At 68.9% G+C, this 23,287-nt stretch carries 21 protein-coding genes; 11 read left to right on the top strand and 10 right to left on the bottom strand.

The genetic code is table 11. The annotated features are described in order from the left end of the window. Positions 1 to 76: 76 nt before the first annotated feature. Positions 77 to 1,612 carry a DUF7059 domain-containing protein gene (locus QU603_RS16335; protein WP_308492441.1) on the top strand — a complete coding sequence of 512 codons (1,536 nt, stop codon included), beginning with the start codon at positions 77 to 79 and terminating at the stop codon, positions 1,610 to 1,612. A 69-nt stretch (positions 1,613 to 1,681) separates the two neighbouring features. After that, positions 1,682 to 3,106 carry a CCA tRNA nucleotidyltransferase gene (locus QU603_RS16330; RefSeq protein ID WP_308492440.1) on the top strand — a complete coding sequence of 475 codons (1,425 nt, stop codon included), beginning with the start codon at positions 1,682 to 1,684 and terminating at the stop codon, positions 3,104 to 3,106. A gap of 13 nt (positions 3,107 to 3,119) precedes the next feature. On the opposite strand, the gene QU603_RS16325 is transcribed toward QU603_RS16330, so the two are convergent. The 4 genes from QU603_RS16325 to QU603_RS16310 all read right to left on the bottom strand — a co-directional run bounded on the left by QU603_RS16325 (position 3,120) and on the right by QU603_RS16310 (position 6,765). Then, positions 3,120 to 3,725 (bottom strand): response regulator, encoded by a 606-nt coding sequence (locus QU603_RS16325; RefSeq protein ID WP_308492439.1) that lies wholly within the window; start codon positions 3,723 to 3,725, stop codon positions 3,120 to 3,122. Continuing rightward, positions 3,722 to 4,891 (bottom strand): sensor histidine kinase, encoded by a 1,170-nt coding sequence (locus tag QU603_RS16320; RefSeq protein ID WP_308492438.1) that lies wholly within the window; start codon positions 4,889 to 4,891, stop codon positions 3,722 to 3,724. The genes QU603_RS16325 and QU603_RS16320 overlap by 4 nt, the downstream gene beginning before the upstream one ends. Positions 4,892 to 4,984: 93 nt before the next feature. Then, the gene (locus QU603_RS16315; RefSeq protein WP_308492437.1) at positions 4,985 to 5,824 is read right to left on the bottom strand and encodes an ABC transporter permease; all 840 of its coding nucleotides are present in this window, start codon (positions 5,822 to 5,824) and stop codon (positions 4,985 to 4,987) included. Further along, entirely contained in the window at positions 5,821 to 6,765 is a 945-nt protein-coding gene (locus QU603_RS16310; RefSeq protein WP_308492436.1) for an ABC transporter ATP-binding protein, read from the bottom strand. Before QU603_RS16310 ends, QU603_RS16315 begins: the two co-directional genes overlap by 4 nt. 233 nt (positions 6,766 to 6,998) lie before the next feature. Between QU603_RS16310 and QU603_RS16305 the strand changes: the two genes are divergently transcribed. From QU603_RS16305 to QU603_RS16290, 4 genes are all read left to right on the top strand, one after another. Continuing rightward, positions 6,999 to 7,892, top strand: a complete 894-nt coding sequence (locus QU603_RS16305) for an ABC transporter substrate-binding protein (RefSeq protein ID WP_308492435.1) — start codon at positions 6,999 to 7,001, stop codon at positions 7,890 to 7,892. 24 nt (positions 7,893 to 7,916) lie between these two features. Next, the gene (locus tag QU603_RS16300; protein WP_308492434.1) at positions 7,917 to 8,942 is read left to right on the top strand and encodes an amino acid ABC transporter permease; all 1,026 of its coding nucleotides are present in this window, start codon (positions 7,917 to 7,919) and stop codon (positions 8,940 to 8,942) included. A 53-nt stretch (positions 8,943 to 8,995) separates the two neighbouring features. Next, the gene (locus QU603_RS16295) at positions 8,996 to 9,748 is read left to right on the top strand and encodes an amino acid ABC transporter ATP-binding protein (protein ID WP_308494052.1); all 753 of its coding nucleotides are present in this window, start codon (positions 8,996 to 8,998) and stop codon (positions 9,746 to 9,748) included. Between the two features lie 147 nt (positions 9,749 to 9,895). Further along, positions 9,896 to 10,552: a GntR family transcriptional regulator gene (locus QU603_RS16290; protein WP_308492433.1), complete on the top strand. Its 657-nt coding sequence runs from the start codon at positions 9,896 to 9,898 to the stop codon at positions 10,550 to 10,552. A gap of 77 nt (positions 10,553 to 10,629) precedes the next feature. On the opposite strand, the gene QU603_RS16285 is transcribed toward QU603_RS16290, so the two are convergent. Then, entirely contained in the window at positions 10,630 to 11,553 is a 924-nt protein-coding gene (locus QU603_RS16285) for a LysR substrate-binding domain-containing protein (RefSeq protein WP_308492432.1), read from the bottom strand. Positions 11,554 to 11,712: 159 nt separating this feature from the next. On the opposite strand from QU603_RS16285, the gene QU603_RS16280 reads away from it, so the two are divergent. After that, positions 11,713 to 12,345: a hypothetical protein gene (locus QU603_RS16280; protein ID WP_308492431.1), complete on the top strand. Its 633-nt coding sequence runs from the start codon at positions 11,713 to 11,715 to the stop codon at positions 12,343 to 12,345. Here the strand turns inward: QU603_RS16280 and QU603_RS16275 are convergent. The 3 genes from QU603_RS16275 to QU603_RS16265 all read right to left on the bottom strand — a co-directional run bounded on the left by QU603_RS16275 (position 12,335) and on the right by QU603_RS16265 (position 15,633). Further along, on the bottom strand, positions 12,335 to 12,910 hold the full coding sequence (locus tag QU603_RS16275; protein ID WP_308492430.1) for a TlpA family protein disulfide reductase: 576 nt from the start codon (positions 12,908 to 12,910) through the stop codon (positions 12,335 to 12,337). The two genes, QU603_RS16280 and QU603_RS16275, sit on opposite strands and share 11 nt — an antisense overlap. Beyond that, the gene (locus QU603_RS16270; protein ID WP_308492429.1) at positions 12,907 to 13,401 is read right to left on the bottom strand and encodes a hypothetical protein; all 495 of its coding nucleotides are present in this window, start codon (positions 13,399 to 13,401) and stop codon (positions 12,907 to 12,909) included. The genes QU603_RS16275 and QU603_RS16270 overlap by 4 nt, the downstream gene beginning before the upstream one ends. Positions 13,402 to 13,488: 87 nt before the next feature. Next, the gene (locus QU603_RS16265) at positions 13,489 to 15,633 is read right to left on the bottom strand and encodes a peptidase M6 (RefSeq protein WP_308492428.1); all 2,145 of its coding nucleotides are present in this window, start codon (positions 15,631 to 15,633) and stop codon (positions 13,489 to 13,491) included. A 408-nt stretch (positions 15,634 to 16,041) separates the two neighbouring features. On the opposite strand from QU603_RS16265, the gene QU603_RS16260 reads away from it, so the two are divergent. The 4 genes from QU603_RS16260 to QU603_RS16245 all read left to right on the top strand — a co-directional run bounded on the left by QU603_RS16260 (position 16,042) and on the right by QU603_RS16245 (position 21,669). Beyond that, positions 16,042 to 17,685, top strand: a complete 1,644-nt coding sequence (locus QU603_RS16260; protein WP_308492427.1) for an ABC transporter substrate-binding protein — start codon at positions 16,042 to 16,044, stop codon at positions 17,683 to 17,685. Positions 17,686 to 17,754: 69 nt separating this feature from the next. Continuing rightward, complete coding sequence (locus tag QU603_RS16255) at positions 17,755 to 18,831, top strand: ABC transporter permease (protein WP_308492426.1); 1,077 nt, start codon at positions 17,755 to 17,757, stop codon at positions 18,829 to 18,831. Positions 18,832 to 18,877: 46 nt separating this feature from the next. Continuing rightward, on the top strand, positions 18,878 to 19,957 hold the full coding sequence (locus QU603_RS16250; protein ID WP_370655362.1) for an ABC transporter permease: 1,080 nt from the start codon (positions 18,878 to 18,880) through the stop codon (positions 19,955 to 19,957). Further along, complete coding sequence (locus tag QU603_RS16245; RefSeq protein WP_308492424.1) at positions 19,954 to 21,669, top strand: dipeptide ABC transporter ATP-binding protein; 1,716 nt, start codon at positions 19,954 to 19,956, stop codon at positions 21,667 to 21,669. Before QU603_RS16250 ends, QU603_RS16245 begins: the two co-directional genes overlap by 4 nt. Positions 21,670 to 21,754: 85 nt before the next feature. On the opposite strand, the gene QU603_RS16240 is transcribed toward QU603_RS16245, so the two are convergent. Both QU603_RS16240 and QU603_RS16235 read right to left on the bottom strand, forming a co-directional pair. Further along, positions 21,755 to 22,357: a bifunctional 4-hydroxy-2-oxoglutarate aldolase/2-dehydro-3-deoxy-phosphogluconate aldolase gene (locus tag QU603_RS16240; protein ID WP_308492423.1), complete on the bottom strand. Its 603-nt coding sequence runs from the start codon at positions 22,355 to 22,357 to the stop codon at positions 21,755 to 21,757. Beyond that, positions 22,354 to 23,280, bottom strand: coding sequence for a sugar kinase (locus QU603_RS16235; protein WP_308492422.1), 927 nt, complete (start codon positions 23,278 to 23,280; stop codon positions 22,354 to 22,356). The genes QU603_RS16240 and QU603_RS16235 overlap by 4 nt, the downstream gene beginning before the upstream one ends. Positions 23,281 to 23,287 lie beyond the last annotated feature (7 nt).

Genomic DNA, 23,287 nt, shown 5'->3' with positions numbered 1-23,287 from the left:
CTACGGTGCGGCGCTCGGTGCACGCCGAACGCGCGCCGGGGGCACGGTTCTGTGACGATCGCGGTTGGATGGAGGGATGCTGCAGCCCGGCCCGACCTCCGACCCCGATCCGACGCTCACCCGTGCGCTCGCCCGCGATCTGAACGCCGCCGACTACCGCACGGAGCGCCTCCGCGAGCGATGGGGCACGGCGGTGGATGCGGTGCTCGGGCGCGGACACGCGCTGCCCGCGCGGCGCGCACTGGCCGGCGATGAGAGCGCCCTCGCCGTGGTCGCACGGTTGTTCGGCCTGGGTGAGGGGGTGACCGAGGCGGAGGCATCCCTCGTCTTCGCCTCGGTGGGTGCGCCTGGCCTCGCCGCACTCGGGCTGGTCGAGGTCGATGCCGGCGAGGTGCGGCCGCGGGCTCTCATCCGTCCGCAGACATACGTCGATGAAGACGGCGCCGACGAATGGCTCGTGGTCAGCGACCTCGATGAGGCGGCATGGGGTGGACCTCTGCCCGAGGGCCACGTGCTGGGGGTCGGGCGCGCATCGCTGACGCTGGCGGGTCTGCAGCTGTCGGGCGCGGTCGATCGCGCGCTGGATGTGGGGACCGGATGCGGCATCCAGGCGCTGCGTGCGTGGCGGGCGGCGGCATCCGTCGTGGCGACCGACGTGTCGGAGCGTGCGCTGAGGATCACCCGGCTGAACGCGCAGCTCAACGGCGTGGACGGCATCCAGACGCGCCGCGGTGATCTGTTCGAGCCGGTCACCGGCGAGACGTTCGATCGCATCGTGTCCAACCCGCCGTTCGTGATCACCCCGCGCGTCGCGGGAGTGCCGGCGTACGAATACCGCGACGGCGGACGCGTGGGCGACGGGCTCGTGACCGAGTTCATCGCCGGCGTGGGCCGGCACCTCACCCCCGGAGGCACCGCGCAGCTGCTGGCCAACTGGGAGACGCGGCATGGTGTGCCCGGCCTTGACCGGGTGCGCGCCTGGGTGGAGGACTCGGACATTCCGCTGGAGGCATGGGTCATCGAGCGGGAGCTGCTGGACCCGGTGGCCTACGCGCAGCTGTGGATCCGGGATGGCGGCACCGTGCCCGGCACCGCTGCGTACGACGAGCTGCTGGGCGCCTGGCTCGACGACTTCGACACGCGCCGGGTGACGGCGATCGGATTCGGCTACGTGCTGCTGCGGCGACCCGCGCGGGGCCGGCCGACGCTCGCGCGGTACGAACGCGCGCCGCAGGCGCTTCCCGAAGGAGGCCTGGGCGCGCACCTCGGTCGGGCCCTGACCGCACACGATCGCCTCTCGGCGCTGGACGAGGCAGGGCTCGCCGCATCCACTCTCGTCGTCGCCCCCGACGTGACCGAGGCCCGCCACCACCTGCCGGGTGCCGAGGACCCCAGCGTGATCGAACTGCACCAGGGCGGCGGCCTGGCGCGCGTGCTCGCCGTCGACCCCGCCCTTGCCGCGCTGGTCGGGGCATGCGACGGCGACCTGGCCGTCGGGCCCCTGATCGACGCGATTGCCGAGCTGCTGGAGGTGGATGCTGCGCGCCTGCGCGCAGACCTGCTGCCGCGCGTGCGCGAGTTGGTCTTCTGCGGATTCCTGTCGTTCGTCTGACACCCCTCCGAGGCCCCGCCCGACGCCCGCCGTCGCCGGTGGCCACCGACGCGGAATAGGCTGGAACCCATGCTGAACATGGCGGAGGGCGTCGCGCGCCTCGATGAGCTCGCCGCCTCACCGCCGGTGGCAGCGCTCGCACGGGCCTTCGCCGACGCCGGTCACGAGCTGGCTCTGGTGGGTGGTCCGGTGCGCGATGCGCTGCTGGGCCGTGTCACGCACGACCTCGATCTCACGACCGACGCGCGGCCCGACGACATCCTGCGGATCGTCACACCGATCTCGTCCACCCAATGGGACGTCGGGCGCGAATTCGGCACGATCGGCGCGCGCGTGTCGGGCGAGCAGGTCGAGATCACCACGTACCGTGCCGACAGCTACGACGGTGCGACCCGCAAGCCGGTCGTCGCGTTCGGCGACACGATCGACGGGGACCTCGTCCGCCGTGACTTCACGGTCAACGCGATGGCGCTGCGCCTGCCCGACAAGAAGCTGATCGATCCGACCGGGGGCGTCGAAGACCTGCTCCGCGGCGTCCTGCGCACCCCTATCGACCCCGCGGTCAGCTTCGGCGACGATCCGCTGCGGATGCTGCGCGCCGCTCGCTTCTCGTCACAGCTCGCGTTCGAGGTCGACCCCGAGACGATCGCGGCGATCGAACACCTGCGCCAGACCATCCAGATCGTGTCGGCCGAGCGGATCCAGGGCGAGCTCATGCGCATGCTGGGCACCGACGACCCGGTGCGCGGCATCCGGCTGCTGGTCGAGACGGGACTCATGGCCGAGTTCCTGCCCGAGGTGCCGGCGCTGCGGCTGGAGATCGACGAGCACCATCACCACAAGGACGTCTATGAGCACTCGCTGACCGTGCTGCGGCAGACCATCGAGCTCGAACAGGCCCGGCATCCCGGCGCCGCACCCGATCTCGCGCTGCGGCTGGCGGCGCTGCTGCACGACATCGGAAAGCCCGCCACGCGCAAGCTCGAAGCCGGCGGCGCGGTGAGCTTTCACCACCACGACGTGCGGGGCGCGCGGATGGCACGCAAGCGCCTGCGCGACCTGCGGTTCGACTCCGACACGATCGACGCCGTAGCCACGCTCATCGAGCTGCATCTGCGCTTCTTCGGCTACGCCGAAGGCGCGTGGACGGATGCCGCGGTCCGCCGCTATGTGCGCGACGCGGGCGATCAGCTGGAGAGGCTGCACATCCTGACCCGTGCCGACGTGACCACGCGCAACAAGCGCAAAGCGCACATGCTCGCATCGGCATACGACGATATCGAGCGCCGCATCGCCGAACTGGAGGCGCAGGAAGAACTCGACGCGATGCGCCCCGCGCTCGACGGCAACCAGATCCAGCAGGTGCTGGGCATCGGGCCCGGACGTGAGATCGGTGAGGCGTACCGATTCTTGCTCGACATCCGCCTCGACGAGGGCATGATCGGACCGGACGAGGCCGAGCGCCGGCTGCGCGCGTGGTGGGCGGCGCGGTAGCGATCCCCGCCGGCTACAGCCACCCGTTGGACTCGGCGATGCGGGCGGCGTCGGCGCGATTGCGCCCGCCGGTCTTGCCGATCGCGCTGGAGAGGTGATTGCGCACCGTTCCGTCGGACAGATGCAGCATGCGCGCGATGTCGGCGATCGATCCCCCGGTGCGCGCGGCCTCGAGCACATCGGTCTCGCGCTCGGTCAGCGGTGAGTCGCCCTGCGCGAGCGACTCGGCGGCCAGCACGGGATCGACCACGCGCAGGCCCCGCGCGATGCGACGCACGGCGTCGGCGAGTCGGGGTGCGGGGGTGTCCTTCACGACGAAGCCCGATGCGCCGGCCTGCATGGCGCGTTTCAGATAGCCCGGGCGGCCGAACGTGGTGACGATCAGCACGCGGCACGAGGGTACTTCGGCGCGCAGCCGTGCACAGGCGGCGATGCCGTCCAGGCCCGGCATCTCGATGTCGAGCATTGCGACGTCGGCGCCGGACGTGCGCGCGGCCTCCACCACCTCGTCGCCGCTGCCGACCTCGGCGACCACGTCGATGTCGTGCTCGAGCCCCAGCAGGGCAGAGAGGGCTCCACGCACGAGCGCCTGGTCATCTGCGACGAGCAGGCGGATCACAGGATCACCTTCAGGCTGAAGCCGCCCAGGTCGCTGCGGCCGATCGCGAGCGTGCCGCCGGCAGCACCGACGCGCTCACGAAGGCCGGCAAGGCCGGTCGAGGGTGTGCTCGTGCCGGTGGGGCCGACCCCGTCGTCGGCGATCTCGATCGTGCGGGGACCCAGCCGCACCGCACAGCGGCGTGCGCCGGAGTGGCGCACCACGTTGGTGACCCCTTCGCGGACGATCCACGCCGCCAGCTCGCGGTGCGGTTCGGCCACGGCATCCGTCCCCGACGGCAGCTGCGCCTCGATGCTCGCAGCGTCCAGTGCCACGCGTGCCGCCGCCAGCTCCCCGGGCAGGGTGAGTCCGCGATACCCGGCGACGGTGGCACGCACGTCGGAGAGAGCCCCGCGGGCCAGACCCTCGACCTCCTCGATCTCGGTCTTGGCGCGTTCGGGGTCGCTTTCGATCAGGCGACCGGCAAGTTCGGCCTTCACGGTGATCACGGTGAGGGAGTGCCCCAAGATGTCATGGATGTCGCGGGCCATGCGCCCGCGCTCGCGCTCGGCGGCCATGACCTGCAGCTCGTCCTGGGCCCGACGCAGCCGGTTCAGCGCGGCGAAGGCGTTGGCGAAGGCCGCCATCATGAGTGAGATCGAGAACGTGATCGCGGCGATCCAGATGTCGTCCTCGCTGAAGCCGTCCGTCAGCGTGCCGAACACCAGCGTCAGCAGGGTCAGTGCGGCGATGCCCAGAATCGTCGTGCGCCAGGCCAGCACCATCATGCCCAGGCACACGCCGACGTATGTCCACACGCTGCGCACGCCCCAGCCCAGCCAGGGCATGAGCGCGAACGACAGGGCGAACAGCGTGATCACCGGCAGCAGGCGCCAGCGGGCGGGCATCGACCAGCCGATCGGCACCGAGATGATGAACGTGAGGGCGAACACGACGGTCAGCGAGATGCCGGCCGCGGCGGCCGGCGCCGAGCCGGCCGTGGCCGCGATGTCTTGGACGGCGCTGATCAGCCACGGCAGCGACAGGCCGCCGCCGATGTACCAGCTGACCGCTCCCCGCGAGAGCAGCCCGCGCGGCAGTGCCATGAACGGCGCCGGCCCCAGCGAACGGGGCAGCACCGGCCACGGCGGACCGAACGAATGCGGTCGGAGGTTCTCGTCATCCATCGTGTTCACCCTAGTTTTCGCGGCGGCACGGGGCGAGGCATCCCCCTGTGTCGAAGGGATGCCTCGCCCCGCGCACGGTCGGCTCGCGGTCGATCACACGCGCTTGGTGTCACGGCGGAACAGCAGCGTGGTGCCGATGATGAACACCGCCAGCCACAGCAGCACGTTCACGAGCGCGCCGAGGTTGAACGCCTCGCCGGTCAGCGGAGCGTGGCTGAGGATGCCGATGCCGTAGACCGGCGTCCAGGCCGCGACATCCTGCAGCACCTGCGGCATCATGCTCACCGGATAGAAGAGTCCGCCGATGAAGGCGAGGAAGACGATCACCAGGCTCGTCAGCTGCATGGCGTTCTCACCGGGCACGAGGTATCCCATCATCAGCCCGAGCGTCGTGAACAGGGCCGCTCCCAGCAGCCACGCGACCAGTGCCGAGACCACCCACTGCGACCAGCTCATCTGGATGCCGGTCAGCGCGCCGGCCAGGTACGTGCCGAGGATCGCGATGAGACCGAACACCATCCCGGCCACGACCTTGGTCGACACGGCGGCGACCGGGTTCAGCGGTGTGAGCCGCAGCTGGCGGCTCCAGCCGAGCGAGCGCTCGACGGCCACCGCCGCGCCCGACCCCGTCGCCGACATCATGGCGCCGTACACGGCCATCGAGACCATGATGTAGGCGCCCACCGACAGTCCGCCGGCGCTGACGGGATGACCCTCGATCAGGGCGGTGTTGCGCAGCGGGTACCCGACCATGAAGTACATCGCCACCGGAAAGACGACGGTGAACACCATCGTGCGCCAGTTGCGCAGCCGGCGCTTGAGTTCGATGGTGAGAAAGCGCATGTTGAACCCGCCCAGCGGCGGCACGCGGCGCTCGAGCGTGATGTGGCCGGCGGCGATGCGACCGGTCGGAGACGTGGCGGCGGTGGTCATGACTGTGCTCCTTCTGAGGTGAGCGCGAGGAATACGCTCTCGAGGTTCTGCGACGAGATCTCCACGTCGCGCGCGTCGGTTGCCGTCAGCAGATGCCGGGCCAGCGCGTCCGAGTCGCTCGTGCCGATCGTCACCCGCTCGCCCTGCGCTTGGACGTCCTTGACGCCGGGGAGGGCAGCGAGCGCGACGACGTCGGCGCCGGGCAGGGTCGCGCGCACGATGCGCCCGGCCACGAGGTTCTTGATCTGGGATGCCGATCCGTCGGCGACGATCCGCCCCCGGCTCATCAGCACGATGCGGTCGGCGTATTCGTCGGCCTCGTCGAGGTAGTGCGTCGCGAACAGCACGGTGCGCCCGCGGTCGGCGTCGGCGCGGATGGCCGACCAGAACGACCGGCGCCCCTCGACATCCATCCCCGTCGTCGGCTCGTCGAGGATCAGCAGGCCCGGATCCGACAGCAGCGCCATCGCGAACCGCAGCCGCTGCTGCTCACCGCCCGAGCACTTGCCGACCATACGGTCGGCGATGTCGTGGATGCCCGCCCGCTCGAGCACCTCGTCGACGGGACGGGTGTCGGCGAACAGACTCGCGGTCAGTTCGGCCGTCTCGCGCACCGAGAGGTCCTTGAGCAGCCCACCGGTCTGCAGCACCGCCGAGACCAGACCCCGCGAGATGGCGCCGCGCGGCGTGGTGCCGAAGACGCTGATCGTGCCCTCGTCGGGTGTCCCCAGACCCAGCAGCATGTCGATCGTGGTGGTCTTGCCCGCCCCGTTCGGACCGAGGAAGGCGACGACCTCCCCGGCCTGCACTGTCAGGTCGACGCCGTCCACGGCGCGCACCGATCCGAACGAGCGGGTCAGACCCGAGGCCGCGATGGCGGGCGGAAGGGCGGTGGATGCCGCATCCCGCACCGTGCGTTCTGTCACATCTGTGTTCTCCATGACATCGATCGTCGGTCGCGGCGGCCTGACGGCCCGCACACTCCCGTCACGATGTGCCCGTGACATCCGTCACGCCTGGGATCCCGAAGCAACGGGCGATTGTCTGGGTTCTCAGACGCCGCAATCGGATCGTCACCTCGCACAGGCGAGGGTATACATAGAATTCAGGGGGTCGACGTCCGCCCGAGACGCCGCTGACCCTCGAAGATGAGGAAAGGTAAGAAATGCGAAGAATGCTCGCTCTGCCGGTCGCGGCGGTCGCCGCCGCCCTGCTGCTCGCCGGCTGCGCCGGGGGCGGCACCACCGCAGGCAACGACGGCGGCAATGCCTCCGCCAACCCCTATGGCGTCACCAAGGACGCGGCACTGGCCAAGACCTTGCCCGAAGCGATCGCCAAGTCCGGCGAGTTCAGGATCGGCGTCGACCCGACGTACGCGCCGAACGAGTACAAGGACGACAACGGCGACATCGTCGGCTGGGACGTCGACCTGGGCAACGCCATCGCGGCGACACTGGGGCTGAAGACGACGTGGACGCAGTCCAAGTTCGACAACATCATCCCCGGCATCACGGGCGGGCGTTACGACCTGGGCATCTCGTCGTTCACCGACACCGTCGACCGTGAGAAGCAGGTCGACTTCGTCAACTACTACAACGCCGGCATCCTGTGGGCGGCGCAGAAGGGCAAGACCGTCGACCCGAACAACGCCTGCGGGCTGAAGGTCGCCGTCGAGGCCGGGACGACCGAAGAGCTGGAGGAGGTGCCTGCCAAGTCGAAGGCATGCACGGACGCCGGCAAGAAGGCCATCCAGATCATGAAGTACCAGGGCCAGGACGGTGCGACCAACGCCCTCGTACTGGGCCAGGTCGACGCGATGAGCGCCGACTCCCCCATCACCGAGTACGCGGTCAAGCAGCAGTCCGCCAAGATCCAGGTGGCCGGTGAGACGTTCGACGTGGCGCCGTACGGCATCGCCGTCGACAAGGGGTCCCCGCTGACCGACGTCATCAAGAACACCGTGCAGAAGCTCATCGACGACGGCGTGTACGGCAAGATCCTGACCAAGTGGGGTGTCGAGGCCGACGCGATCACGTCCGCCGACGTCAACGCGGCATCCAAGCAGTAATCCGGCACGACGAACGGCAGGCTGATGAGCGACAACCGAAATCCCGACGGGCCGGCGACAGCCGGCCCCGGCGGGGCCGGCCACGGTGGGGATGGGCACGGTCCACTCGAGACGAACACGATCCCCAGCACCGAGCGCGCCGAGACCATCAAGGCGGTGCGGCTGCATCATCCCTGGCGCAACGTGATCGCGGTGGTCATCATCATCGCGCTGCTGCTGTTCATCGGAGACGCGGCGACGCGCGAGACGTTCCAGTGGGACATCGTCGGCAAGTACCTGTTCGACCCGAAGGTCGTCAGAGCCGCAGTGGTCACGCTCGAGCTGACCGTCTACGCCATGATCATCGGCATCATCCTGGGCCTGATCCTCGCGGTCATGCGACAGTCCCCCAATCCGGTGCTCAAATGGGTGTCGTGGGCGTACCTGTGGGTGTTCCGCGGCACGCCTGTGTATGTGCAGCTGGTGTTCTGGGGTCTGATCACGCTGATCTACAAGACGGTCAACCTCGGCATCCCGTTCGTGCACACGTGGGGGACGCTCGAGATCTCGTGGACGCCGCCGCTGTTCCTGATCGCCGTCGTGGGACTTGCCCTCAACGAGTCGGCGTACATGGCCGAGATCGTGCGCGCCGGGCTGCTGTCGGTGGATCCCGGGCAAGAAGAGGCGTCGCGGGCGCTGGGCATGTCGTGGGGCAAGACGATGCGACGCGTCATCGTGCCGCAGGCCATGCGGGTGATCATTCCGCCGACGGGCAACGAGGTCATCTCGATGCTGAAGACCACGAGCCTCGTGGTCGCCGTCCCCTACGCCGCCGACCTGTTCGGCACGACCAGCGACATCTCGGCGCGCATCTTCGCGCCGATCCCGATGCTGATCGTGGCGTCGCTGTGGTATCTGTTCTTCACCTCGATTCTCATGATCGGCCAGTACTTCGTCGAGAAGCGGTTCGCCCGCGGCTCTGACCGGTCACGGCCGGCTGTGGCCGGCGCTGCGGTCGTGGAGGGCGGCAGCGTTGCCGGGGTGGGCATCGATGTGGGAGGAAAAGGATGACCGCCGCAACCGATCCCGCCGCGAGCGGTGCCGTGACCGGGCAGATCCCGCCGATGGTCGAGGCCGTCATGGTCTCCAAGAGCTACGGCAGCAATGAGGTGCTCAAGTCCATCTCGCTGCGTGTCGAGCGCGGTCAGGTGATGTGCGTGATCGGGCCGTCAGGGTCGGGCAAGTCCACGTTCCTGCGCTGCATCAACCACCTCGAGCGCATCAACCGCGGCCGGCTGTACGTCGACGGCGAGCTCATCGGCTACCGCGAACGCAGCGGCAAGCTGTATGAGATGCGTGCGAGCGAGGCAGCCGCGCAGCGGCGCGACATCGGCATGGTTTTCCAGCACTTCAATCTGTTCCCGCACATGACGGCGCTGCAGAACGTGATGGAGGCGCCGATGCAGGTCAAGGGCGTCTCGAAGAGGGATGCCGAGGCCCGCGGCCGCGACCTGCTCACGCGCGTGGGACTGAAGGCGCAGACGGGGCACTACCCCGCGCAGCTGTCCGGCGGACAGCAGCAGCGCGTGGCGATCGCCCGGGCCCTCGCGATGGACCCGAAGCTCATGCTGTTCGACGAGCCGACCAGCGCCCTGGACCCCGAGCTCGTCGGCGAAGTGCTGGACGTGATGCGCGAGCTCGCCGAGAGCGGCATGACGATGGTCGTGGTCACCCACGAGATGGGCTTCGCCCGCGAAGTGGGCGATCAGGTCGTGTTCATGGACGGCGGGGTGGTGGTCGAGACCGGCGATCCGCACGACGTGCTCAGCAACCCGCAGCACCAGCGTACGAAGACGTTCCTGTCGAAGGTGCTCTGAGTCGCCGCCGCGTCAGCTCGAACGGCCGCTCCCACGGGTCGGCGCCGCTCCTCCTCTATGCTGAGATGCTGAGACGCTGAAGAGTACGGCGAAGTCGCCGTTGCGATCTGTTCCGTGGCAGACCGATGCCGTGACGAAAGGGGCGCCGTGGACAGCAGACGTGCGACGCGCGGCGAGGGCGGCAATCTCCGCAACGACGTCGAGAGCATGCTCAGCACCGCCATCGTGACTGGTGAGCTGGCTCCGGGCACGCTGGTGACCGTGCCGTCGCTGGCTGCGCAGTTCGCCGTCTCGGCCACTCCGGTGCGCGAGGCCATGGTGGATCTGCAGAACCGTGGATTCGTCGAACCGGTGCGCAACAAGGGTTTTCGCGTCACGCGCATGAGCGAGCGCGCCACGCGTGAGGTGATCACCGTGCGGGCTTGGATCGAGTCTGCCGCCATGGCCACGGCTGCCGAGGACTTTCCGCGGCAGCGGATCGGTGAGTTCCGTGCTCTCGCCGATCGGGGCGTGCGCGCCGTCGACGAGGGGGACCTGACCGAGTACCTCGACGCCGACCGGCTGTTCCACCGCGCGGTGCTCGAGCTGCTCGACAATCACCGGCTGCTGCAGTTGGCGATCTCGCTGCGACAGGAGACGCGGCTGGGGAGCCTGGCGGCGCGCATCGAGACGCCCGAGCTGCGGCAGTCGGCGACCGAGCACCACCTGATCCTGGATCGGATGATGGAGAGCGACTCGGCAGGGGTGTCGGCGCTCGTACGCGACCACGTGCTGCGCGACGCGGCCGGTGCCGTCACGCACTGAGCCCACCGCCGTACGACGTGAGGGTGCAGGCCGCCACAGCGGGGTCGGTGCCGGCGCGGGATCAGCGCGAGAGTGGTTCAGTGCGCGAGCGGTTCACGCCGCGGATGCGCCATCGCCGCGCTGAACGCCTCAGCGAGGGCCGTGCGCACGACGACGATCATCGGCATGTCGGCCGTGGTCTCTCGCGCGGCGCTGAAGATCTCGCGTCCGGCGGCCAGCGGCAGGCGATGCAGCGCGACGTCGGCGCGCATAGAGGTGAAGATCAGCTGCGGCAGGATGCTGACGGCCTGCCCCGCCTCGATCATGCGCAGGTGCGTGACCAGGTCGTTCGTCTCGAACCGCACGTCCGGCTCGAATCCCGCCTGGCGGCACAGCTGGGTCAGCCAGATGCGCGACGCCGTGCCGCGCGGCTCGGCGATCCACGGCCGGTCGGCGGCGGCGGCGAGGGTCCTCACGCTGTGCGGCCCGCTGCACGGAGTGACCAGGAACGGTGCGTCTTCGCCGAGGGTGACGTGGTCGAGTCCTGCGCGTCGAGGGCGCGAGACGCCCGGGTACTGCTCGGCGATGACGAGGTCGAACTCGCGCGCGACGGTCTCGAACAGGCCTTGTTCCGGCTCGCGTTCGACGAGTTCGATCCGCAGCTGCGGGTGCTGGCGTGCCAGCAGTGCGAGGGCGTGCGGCAGCACGGTGTGCGAGACGGACTGGAAGACGGCGAGTCGGCAGGTGCCGATCACGATGTCGGCATAGCCGGCGAGCTCGGCCGAGGCCCGCTCCATCTGATCGAGGATCTGACGCGCGCGGTTGGCCAGCAGCTCGCCCTGAGGGGTCAGCTGCGCTCGCCGTCCCGTACGACGCAGCAGCGGGGTGCCCGCTTCGCGCTCGAGCGTGGCGATCTGCTGAGAGATGAATGACGGCGAGTACGAGAAGGCGCGGGCGACGGCAGCAAGAGTGCCGCGCTGCTGGAACTCGTAGAGGAACCGCATTCGGCGCAGATCCAGCACTTCTCGTCACCTCCCAGAATGTCTGCAGTGAAGCATGACTTCACTGCACTGGTGAGATTCTGCCACTTTCGCTTACGCCGGGTGACCGGCACACTGGGCACAACGCTGCGATCTCGATCGCACCCCAGCCGTCCGATCCGCATGAGAAGAGGACTGACCATGAGTGTGACACTTCCTGCGGCCCAGCCCGGCCCGTTGATTCGGCCTGGGTGGGCCGACATCCCGCCGGAGGATGTCGACCGCCTCCTGGGCGACGTCGCCGTCGCGGCGCGGGACTCGCTGCTGCCGGCCGATGCCGACCTTCTGCGCCGCGCCATCGCCACCGACCACCGCGCGTGGGACGGGCTCGCCGGCCGCGCGGTGCCCGAGCGCGTGGTGCTGCGCGCGTCGGAGGGAACGCCCTTGCGCGATGTGCTGCGCGTGCTGATGGCATCTGTGCGCACGGGGTCATCGATCGACGTGAGTCTGAGCTGGCCGCTGTCGGATCGTCTGCATCGCGCTCTGCAGCGGGTGGGAGCCGACGTGCGCGTCGAGACGGTGCGGGCGTGGGGCCGCCGCGTCTCGCGGGGTGGTCACCGGTTGCGCGTGGTCGGGCCGCGGCTGTCGCGGTCGACCGTTCTGCGCCGCGCCATGGTGCGGCCGGAGCTGTGGGCGGCCGGCGCCGATACGGCCGACGTCGACCTGGTCGGCGCGGGCGAGCTCGAGCGGCTCGCCATGCCGGCGGGCTCCGGCATCCTCACCCCCGTCGCCGCGGCCGCACCGACCGGCGTGCCCGATGCGCTCAGCGTGTGACGATCTTCTCGAGCGCTGAGCGCAGATCGTCGCCCGTCGCTCCCCCGGGCCACATCTTCACGATGCCGCCTGCGGTGTCGATGAGTGCCGTCACGGGCGGTTCGGCGACCGCGTAGTCACGCCAGATCGATCCGGTGCCATCGACGATCACCGGTCCCACGACATCGTTGTCGTGCAGGTACTTCTGAATCGTGTCGGCGGGCTCGTCCAGCGCCACGTGCACCACCAGCAGGTCGTCGCCGTAGTCGTCGGCCAGTGCTCGCAGCGCCGGCTCGCCGTCTGCGCACTGGGTGCACCAGGTCGCCGTGAACTGCACGACCAGCGGTCGCGAGGTCCACAGCGAGGCGAGTTCGACCTCGGTGCCGTCCACCAGCGTGCCGTGCACCTGCGGGGCGCGTACGGCCTCTGGTGCGGGTGTGACGTGACCGGCGGCTGCGGCCGCCGTCGGGATGGCGTCGGCGCCGCCGCGCGGCGCTGCCGCGCACCCTGCCAAGGCGAGGGCCACGGTCAGGGCTGCGGCTGCCACGGCCAGAACCGGCCGGCGTGAGCGTGAGCGGGTGTTCATCCGTTGCCCTTCAGTACGGACGAGGGGTCTCCGAGCGCTGGATAGCCGATGCGAAAGACCCCGGCGTCGTCGGGATCGAACTCCGCGTGGCCGACGGTGCGGTCTCCCACGCGGAAGGTGTAGGTGTCGCCGGGGATGAGTCCGGTCGCCGGGAAATCGAACGCGCAGAACGTCGGCACCCGCGGAGCGTTGCCGTAGTCGGTGTCGTCGGCGCGCTGTGCTGTGCCCGGCGACAGCGGCGTGTCCAGCACGACGGCGCCGGTCTCATCGGCGATGGTCAGGGTGGCTCCGGCGTGCACGAACAGATACGGCGCAGCACCCGCACAATCGGCATCGGGCACGCGCAGGGTGCCGTCGCGGACGATGAGCGCACTGTCGGGGCCGTCCGCCCCGCTGGTGGTCGCGCAGCCGGCCAGCGCGCCGGTTGCCGCCAGCGCACAGATCGCTGTGCCGACCAGCGCGATGCGCAGACGGGTCGATGTGATGCTCACCCCGACATCCTTCCTGATGGCGTGGTGCCCCGCCCGAAGACGGGGCACCACGCGTGTTCATCGCGGCAGGTGCCGCAGTTCACCGGGTCAGCCGTTGGCAGCGTTCATCTTGTAGGAGATGGTCTGCGTGGCCGACGGGTCGTTCTCGCTCGTGATCGTGACGGTGACCGTCCCGCTCGCGTTCGAAGACGTGCCCGTGCGGTGCACGTACACCGGCACCTGGATCGTCTGGCCAGCCTTTGCCGTGACGATGGAGCTCGGAGTCTGCACCTCCCAAGCGCCCTTCGCACCGCTGATCGAGGTCGTGACACGGTAGATGTCACTGTTCGCGCGAGCGTCGTCCACGGCCGCACCGGTGTTGGTCACCGGAACGGTCAGCGCGCGCAGTCCCTCGCCCATCTTGCCCGACCACTCGGCCTTGCCCAGCTGAACGCCGCGGGCTTGGGGGCCCGCGCTGTCGAGCGAGCGCACGGCCACCTGGTAGTGCAGGATGCCGCGGTCATCGTGCGACCGGTTCACGACGTAGAACTGCAGTCGGTTCAGCTCGTCGACGTACTCGTACTCCGAGCCCGAATCGTTGCCGGCGTGGAACAGGGCGTCGTTCAGCTGGCGCTGGTCGCCGCGCGTGATCGGCACCGGAGTGCCGTCGGCGCGCACGTAGTCGAGCGTGTCGATGTCCTGCGGGTTCGCGTCGATCGTCCAGATGAACGGGTTGCGGTCGGCGTTCTTCGTCTTGGAGATCATGACGCCGCTGTCGGGCTGGAACGAATCCGTGCCCATGCGATCGATCACCTCGAGCGTGTAGTTGTTGAACCCACCGCCGTCGCAGTCCCACTGCGCCTTGCGGGTGCAGGTGCCGCTGGAGAGGTCGCCGCCGTCCAGCTTCAGGTTGATGCCGAGCGGGACGCCGTCCTCCTGGAGCGCACGCGACTGCAGATCGGTCGTGATCGAGCCGAGCGCCTCCAGCTCGCTGCGGGTGAGGTCGATCACGCTCGACGAGTCGATCATGCCGAGGTTGAGCCGGTTGCGCAGTGCGACGCCCGCGGGCTGCGAGCCACCGGCCACCGAGGGAACCCCCCACCGGGTGTGGGTTCCGCCGGGCCCGTTGAACGAGCCGCGCGCCAGCACATCGAACGGTCCGCTCGTGTCGCGCAGCGGGCCGCCGTCGGCGGCGTCGGCGCCGTACGGGTTTCCGTAGTTGTCAGAGATCCCCAGGATGTGCGAGAACTCGTGGGCGAACGTGCCCATGCCGCTGGACTCGGCCTGCGTCGAGTTGCCGGCGCGGGTGACGTTTCCGTCCCTGTCGACGACCGGGAAGTTGGCGTTCGGCCAGTGGTTGGTCGCCGCCGCCCAGCTCGTCCACTCGACGTAGCGGGTCTTCGACCAGTTCGGCATGTTGTTGCCGTTCTGGTCGAGCGCGAGGCCGTTCTCGTCGCGGGGCGGGCCGAACGGATCGGTCACGTCCTCCTTCGACGCGAAGATCTGCTGACCGAACTCCTCCCACGTGCTCGACTCGTCGTGTCCGGCGGTCACCCAGAACACCTCGTCGAACTCGCCGAGCGGGTCGGCGATGCCGGTCGCGGCCGACCAGGCGGCCAACGCGTCGGTGCGGATGTTCTTGTTGCAGGTCTCTCCCTGCGGGCAGACGTTCGCGTTCGAGCCGTTCGTCTTGTTGAACGAGTCGTTCAGCCCGTACTCCTCGATGTTGCCCGGCAGGCGATAGGGTCCGAACGCCTCGAGGTCGACGCTGAGCCGGCCGCCGGTCTGCTCCATCCAGTACTCGTTGATCGTGCGCCCGTGGTTGAGCTCGCTCGGCGTGTTCAGCAGGTCGCGGTAGAACTCCGGCACGTCTTCACGCGGAACCGAGTTCGCCAGACCCGAGGGAGTGCCGAACACATCGGACGCCTCCTTCTTGCTGATCACGAAGTCCTGGTTCTCGAAGTCCACCAGCACGATCGCACCGTTGAAGTGGCGCTTCGAACCTTCGGTCTTGCTCGCCCAGTCGGTGCCGGGGACGGCGGTGTAGTCGTCCCAGGTCATGTCGTCCATGTTGACCCAGTTCTGAGGGTCGACGGGATCAAGGACCCCGGGGTCGATGCCGCGGTCGTTCGCGGCTTGGGCGACGCCGTTGCCGAGCAGCATCATGCTGCTCGCCGTCGCGGCGACGACCAGTGCCGTCGCCACTCGGCGCCTGCGCGACCGCGGGATGCGGTCGGTCGGTGAGGATGCCAAGGCTCTCTCCTTCGCTTCAGTGTGATGTTGCACACCATCGCGTTGTCAACAGCTGACGGGCGGCGGTGGGGAGATCATCGGTGACTCCGGCAACGTCAGTAGCATTGCACTAAACCGGAAGGAACTAAAGAAAAAGATAAGGATCTGCCGAGAGCCAGGAGTGGGCGTCGAAGCGGGAACGCTGAGAACACCAGGTGAAACGGGAAAACTGGGCAATCTGCTCTCCGGGCACTGCTATGTAGCACACTACTTCTAGGTCACAGTGCGATATTAGTGTAAGCTGAGGGCACGTCGGGTACCCCGACGCACAGCAAATGGAAGACCGTCACGACGGCGGTGCGCGTGCCCGGTGGTTCAGGCGGCGGCGCGTCGGTGATGGTCGGACCCGACCACACAAGAGGTACGTACATGTCACTGCAGACATCCAAGCGGGCGCGCATCCTTGCTGCGCTCGGTGCCGTTTCGGCGTCGGCCATCGTCCTGGCCGGCTGCGCCGGTGGCGGCGGCAACAGCGGCAACGATGGCAACGACGGGAATGCGGGCGCAGCCCTTCTGGTGGGCACGACCGACAAGATCACCTCGATCGACCCGGCCGGCTCATACGACAACGGGTCGTTCGCCGTCATGAACCAGATCTACCCGTTCCTGATGAACAGCAAGTACGGAACGGCCGACGTCTCCCCCGACATCGCCACCTCGGCCGAGTTCACCACCCCGACCGAGTACACGGTCAAGCTCAAGCCCGGCCTGAAGTTCGCCAACGGCAACGACCTCACCTCGTCCGACGTGAAGTTCTCGTTCGATCGTGTCGTGAAGATCAACGACCCGAGCGGCCCGGCGACCCTGCTGGGCAACCTCGCGAGCATCGACACCCCCGACGACACCACTGTCGTATTCCACCTGAAGGCCGCCAACGACCAGACGTGGCCGCAGATCCTGTCCAGCCCCGCCGCACCGATCGTCGACGAACAGGTCTTCTCGGCTGACAAGGTCACCCCTGACGCCGACATCGTCAAGGGCGACGCGTTCGCCGGTCAGTACACGATCGACTCGTACAAGATCAACGAGCTCGTCGACTTCAAGCCCAACAAGGACTACCAGGGCCTGCTGGGCAAGGCTGAGAACGCCGGGGTCACCACCAAGTACTACGCGGATGCCTCGAACCTGAAGCTTGCGATCGGCAACGGTGACATCGACGTGGCCTACCGCAGCCTCTCGCCCACAGACATCGCAGATCTGAAGGCCAACAACGACAAGGTCAAGGTCGTCGACGGCCCCGGCGGCGAGATCCGCTACATCGTGTTCAACTTCAACACGATGCCCTTCGGCGCCAAGACGGCCGACGCAGATCCGGCCAAGGCGCTGGCGGTCCGCCAGGCGATGGCCGACCTGATCGACCGGGACAAGCTGTCGAAGGATGTCTACAAAGACACCTACACCCCGCTTTACTCCTACGTCGCGCAGGGCATGACCGGCGCGAACGAGGCACTGAAGGGCCTGTACGGCGACGGCAACGGCGGTCCGAGCCTCGACAAGGCCACCCAGACGCTGCAGGCGGCGGGCGTGAAGACCCCGGTCACTCTGAACCTGCAGTACAACGGCGACCACTACGGTCCGTCGTCGGGTGACGAGTACGCCGCGATGAAGACGCAGCTCGAGAACGGCGGCCTGTTCAAGGTCAACCTGGCGCAGACCGAATGGGTGCAGTACTCCAAGGATCGCGTCGCCGACGTGTACCCCATGTACCAGCTCGGCTGGTTCCCGGACTACTCTGACGCGGGCAACTACCTCGCACCCTTCTTCTCGAAGGACAACTTCCTGGGCAACCACTACGACAACAAGGACGTCCAGGCGCTGATCGCCAAGGAGGAGACCAACCCTGACGCCACTGCGCGTGCAGAGGAGATCGGTCAGGTCCAGGACCTGGTCGCCAAGGACCTCTCGACTCTGCCGTACCTGCAGGGTCTGCAGGTGGCTGTCGTCGGCAAGGACGTGCAGGGCACCACGCTGGACGGTTCGTTCAAGTTCCGTTACGCGCCGCTGCACAAGTAAGTCCGTCGTGTTCGACCCGGTCACCGGCGCGCCGGAGGCCGGGTCGAGCCGTGCCAGTAAGGTTCACACATGACCACCGTCGTCGAAGACGCCGACCTCGCAGCAAAACCCGTGCACGCCTCCAGCGGCGGAATGTGGCGGTTCATCCTCGTCCGACTGCTGCTGATCATCCCGACGGTGTTCATCCTGGTCACCGTCGTGTTCTTCCTGATGCGGCTCACCGGCGACCCGATCACTGCCGCGCTGGGCGGTCGCCTCACGCCCGATCAGCTCGCACAGCGCATCCACGAGGCCGGGTATGACCGCCCGCTGCTGGTCCAGTACTTCGATTACCTCTCCGGGGTGTTCCGCGGTGACTTCGGCACGACCCTCACCGACCACCAGCCGGTGACCCAGATCCTGCTCACCTACGGTGCCGCCACGCTCGAGCTCGCGTTCTACGCCCTGATCGTCGCGTTCCTGCTCGGCATCCCGTTCGGCCTCATCGCCGCCTACAAGCGCGACCGCTGGCAGGATGCGCTGCTGCGCGTGCTGGCGATCCTCGGCTACGCGACGCCGGTGTTCTTCATAGCGATCCTGCTGAAGCTGGTGTTCGCGGTGCAGTTCGACATCATGCCGGTGTCGGGCCGCGCCTCCACGCGTGTCGAACTGCAGCTGCAGGCACTGAACAATCCCAGCGGCATATACCTGATAGACGCGTTCCGCACCGGCAATCCCGATGCGGTCTGGGATGTGCTGTGGCATGCGGTCCTTCCCGGCCTCGCCCTCGGCATCCTGACCGCCGGCATCTTCTTGCGTCTCGTGCGCATCAACGTGATCGGCACCCTCGGAGCGCAGTACGTGACCTCGGCACGCTCGCGCGGCGTCGGCGAATACCGCCTGGTCACCAAGCACGCGTACCGGCCGGCCCTCATTCCCGTCGTGACACTCATGGGGTTGCAGATCGCGGCTCTGCTGGCAGGCGCGGTGCTGACCGAGACCTCGTTCGAGTGGAAGGGGCTCGGCTTCATGTTGGCGCAATACCTCGGGTCACGAGATTTCGTGGCGGTGCAGGGCATCGTCATCATGATCGCCGTGGTCGTGGCCGTCGCGAACTTCGTCGTCGATGTGCTGGCCGTGCTGATCGACCCGCGAGTGAGGTACTGAGATGAGCACTGCACAGGACCCCACACCCACCGGCGTGCTGGACCCGATGCCCACGGGCGTCATGCCCGCCTCCACCCTGCCCGGCCGTCCGCCGTGGAGTGACCGCATCCCGGTCATCTCGCACCTCAAGCACAGTGTCGGCTGGCAGCGCGCGATGTTCGTCGTCGGCCTGGTGCTGACCGGGGTGTTCGTGATCGTCGCGGCGTTCGCCCCGCTGATCGCACCGTACGGATTCGCCCAGCGCACCGTCGACGGACACGACTTCGGCACACTGCAGGCCCCGAACGCCACGAACCTTCTGGGCACGACCGTCAGTGGCTTCGACGTGCTCTCGCGCACGATCTGGGGAGCCCAGACCGCCCTGCTGGTGATCTTGTGCGCGATCCTGTTCTCGATCTTCATCGGCATCTTCGTCGGACTGCTCTCGGGCTACTTCGGCGGCTGGGTGGACCGGCTGCTCGTGGTGGTCGCCGACGCGATCTACGCGTTCCCGTCGCTGCTGTTGGCGATCGTGATGGCGATCGTGATCAGCCACGGTCAGTCGAAGCTCTGGGGCGGCATACTGGCCGCCGCGATCTCGATCACCGTGGTGTTCGTGCCGCAGTACTTCCGGGTCGTGCGCAGCGAGGTGCTGCGGGTCAAGTCCGAGCCGTTCGTCGAATCGGCGAAGGTGATCGGCGTGCCGACCTTGCGCATCCTCGTGCGCCATGTGCTGCGCAACTCGATGCGGTCGGTGCCGGTCGTGGTCACGCTGAACGCGTCCGAGGCCGTGCTCACCCTTGCCGGCCTGGGCTTCCTGGGGTTCGGCATCGAGGCGACGGCCGCCGCCGAGTGGGGCTACGACCTGTCTCGGTCGGTGCAGGACGTGACCAGTCACATCTGGTGGACGGCCGTTCCCCCCGGCGTCGCGATCGTTCTGGTCGTGCTGGGCATCACCCTCGTGGGCGAGAGCCTGAACGACCTGAGCGACCCCCGGCTGCGTCGCCGGCGGCGCGTGGCGAAGGATGCCGTGGATCCCGAATCCGTGGACGTCGAGGACGGACTGGCCGTCGCACGCGTGGCGGCTGAGGACGGGCCGGACGCCGAACCGGTCGGGGCACAGGACACGAAGGGGACCGACCGGTGAGCGCTCACGTCTCCGTTCCCGCCGCGCAGGACGCGGCATCCATTCGCAATCTCAAGGTGACGTTCGCCACCGACGGCGACCCCGTCGTCGCCGTGAACGGCATCTCGCTGCAGGCGCACGCCGGCGAAGTGCTCGCGATCGTGGGCGAGTCCGGCTCGGGCAAGACCGTGACGGCGAACGCCCTGTTGGGCCTGCTGCCCGAGACGGCGACGCTGCAGGGCGCGCTGGTCATCCACGGTCGCGAGGGCGGCGAGACCGATGTCGTGCACGCGAACCACCGACAGCTGCAGGCGATGCGCGGCAAGGACGCCGCGATGGTGTTCCAAGAGCCCTCGACCGCGCTGAACCCGGTGTTCACCGTCGGCTACCAGATCGCCGAGGGTCTGCGCGCCCACCACCGCGTCTCGAAGAAAGAGGCGCGGCGCCGCGCGATCGACATCATGCGGCGGGTCGGCATCCCCGAGCCCGAGACGCGCGTCGACGACTATCCGCACCAGTTCTCGGGCGGGCAGAAGCAGCGCATCGTGATCGCCATGGCGCTGGTGCTGGACGCGGGTCTGATCATCGCCGACGAGCCGACGACGGCACTGGATGTCACGGTGCAGGCCGAGATACTCGACCTGCTGCGCTCGGCGCGCGACGAGTTCGGCGCGACCATCGTGCTGATCACGCACAACATGGGCGTGGTCGCCGACCTCGCCGACCGAGTGGTGGTGATGTACCAGGGCGACATCGTCGAGCAGGCGCCGGCCGCGGAGCTGTTCGCGTCACCGCGCGAGGAGTACACGAAGAAGCTGCTGGAGGCGGTGCCCCACGTCGGGCGCGGAAAGAGCGCGACACAGGATGCCGCGACGGCGGCCCCGACCGCTCCGCCCGACGGCTCGCTGGTCGTGGCCGAGGGCATGCAGATCGCCTACCCCGGGCGTTTCGGGCGCGCGGGCGTGGTGGCGGTCAAGGGCGTCGACTTCTGGATCGCCCCCGGCGAGGTGCTGGGCCTGGTCGGCGAGTCGGGGTCGGGCAAGACCACCATCGGGCGCGCGATCGTGGGGCTGACCCAGGTCGTGGACGGCTCGCTGAAGGTGCTCGGGCATGAGATGCGCGGCACGAAGCCGCGGCACCTGAAGAAGCTGCGCCCCGATATCGGGTTCGTCTTCCAAGACCCGGCGACGAGCTTCAACCCGCTGCTGTCGATCGCCGAGTGCATCGCGGAGCCGCTGGTCGTGCACGGTCGGGCGGCCAACCCGCGTGCGGCGCGGGCGCGGGTGAACGAGCTGCTGGATGCCGTGCACCTGCCCACGACCTACGGCGACCGCTTTCCGCACGAGCTGTCGGGCGGGCAGCGGCAGCGCGCGTCGCTGGCGCGGGCGCTGGCCCTGGATCCCAAGCTGCTGATCGCCGACGAGCCGACCAGCGCGCTGGACGTCTCAGTGCAGGCGCGCGTGCTGGAGCTGTTCGACGAGCTGCAGCGCGAGCTCGGCTTCGCCTGCCTGTTCATCAGCCATGACCTGGCCGTGATCGATGAGGTCGCCGACCGCATCGTCGTGCTGCGGCGCGGCACGATCCGCGAGCAGGGCACGACCGTGCAGATGCTCGGCGACCCGCAGGACGACTACACGCGCCGGCTTCTGGCGTCCATTCCGGTGCCCGACCCCGAGCAGCAGGCCGCCCGCCGTGCGGCCTGGGTGGCGGCCGAGGCCGCCGACCAGGACTGAGCACAGCGGCCGCCGGTGGAGCGCAGCGGCCGCCGGCGGCGCGGCCTGCGGGCTGTGAGCAGCTCGGTGTCGTCCATCGTGCCGCTCAGGCCAGGAGCTGTGCGAGTGCGGGCAGCTGCGCGGGGTCTTCCAGCGCCGAGCCCACGGCCACCACCCGCACACCGGCCTTGAGGAACGTCGGAGCGGCGGCGGCATCCATCCTCCCCGTCGCCACGAACGTGGCCTGCGGGAACGGACCGTGCATGGCCCCGAACCAGCCGGCGCCCAGAAGCGATGCCGGGAATGCCTTCATCCAGGTCAGCCCTTCGCGCAGCGCCCGTTGCACCTCTGTCGCCGTGGCCACTCCCGGCAGGGCCGGGAGCCCCGCGTCATGCGAAGCGCGCACGACCTCGACGTCGAAGCCCGGGCTCACCGTGAACGCGGCGCCGGCGTCCTTGGCCTGCCGCACGTGCTCGGGAGTGACGACCGTGCCGGCGCCCACGCGAAAGCCGCGGGCGGCGGCGGCCTCGGCGACCACGCGTAGCGCCTCGACGTCGGTCGGAGTCTGCACGGGCACCTCGACGGCCTCGATGCCCAGGTCCCACGCGGTGGTCGCGACGGCGAGACTGCGCTCGACGCCCATTCCGCGCAGAATCGCCATCAGCGGGATCCCGCCCAGGATCTCATCGAACATCGAGTTGTCTGTCATGACAGTCCTTCCATAGAGGTCTCGTCGACGAAGTCGCTCGTCGAGCGCAGAACGAGTCGGGCGCGCTCGTGCCCGGCGGTCAGCCGCGCAGCGGCATCGGCGCCGCCGATGAACGCGGCGAGGTAGCCCGCCGCGAACGCGTCGCCGGCACCGACGGGTTCGACGACGTCGGTGGGGATCGCCGCGACGAACGTCAGGGTGTCGCCACTGCCGCCCGCCCGCGCATATTCCGTCGCTCCCACAGCCCCGTCCTTGATCACGAGCACCGCGGGTTCCGGCAGCAGCCGGCGCACGGCGTCGGGGCTCGTGCAGCCCCAGACGGTCTCGGCCTCGTCGAGTCCGACGAACACGAGGTCGGCGCGGCGCGCGAGCGCGAGCAGCGCCGAGGCCGCCTGGCCCTGGCCCCACAGCGCCGCGCGGTGGTTCACGTCGAAGCTGAGCAGGGCCTCGCTGCCGCCGACCCGCTCGGCGATCGTCTCGATCAGCGCGGCGCAGGTGGCCGACAGCGCCGGGGTGATGCCCGAGATGTGCACGACGGCGGCGTCTTCCAGCGGCACGTCGGCCACGACGGCCGGCCCCATCTGCGCCGCCGCCGAACCGCGGCGGTAATAGAGCACGCCGTTGCCGGGGTCTTTGAAATAGACGCCGGTCGGCGCGTGCGGGTCGGTGCGCACCCACTGGACATCCACCCCGCGCGCAGCGACCGTCGCGCGCACGCGCTCGCCGAGCACGTCGCCGCCCACCGCGCTGACCCACGCGGTGTCGACGCCCAGAGCCGCGGCGTGGCAGGCCACGTTCGACTCAGCGCCACCCACGTGCAGGCGCAGCTCGTGTGCGGTCGCCAGCGGCTGCGCATGGGCGGGCGTGATCATCACCATGGTCTCGCCGAGGGTGATCAGGCGCGGGGTTGATGCAGTGTTCATAGAGGTG

Source organism: Microbacterium terrisoli (assembly GCF_030866805.1).
GTDB classification, from domain to species: domain Bacteria; phylum Actinomycetota; class Actinomycetes; order Actinomycetales; family Microbacteriaceae; genus Microbacterium; species Microbacterium terrisoli.
The sequence above is the reverse complement of the archived record's forward strand: the minus strand, read 5'-3'. Positions and strand labels throughout refer to the sequence as shown.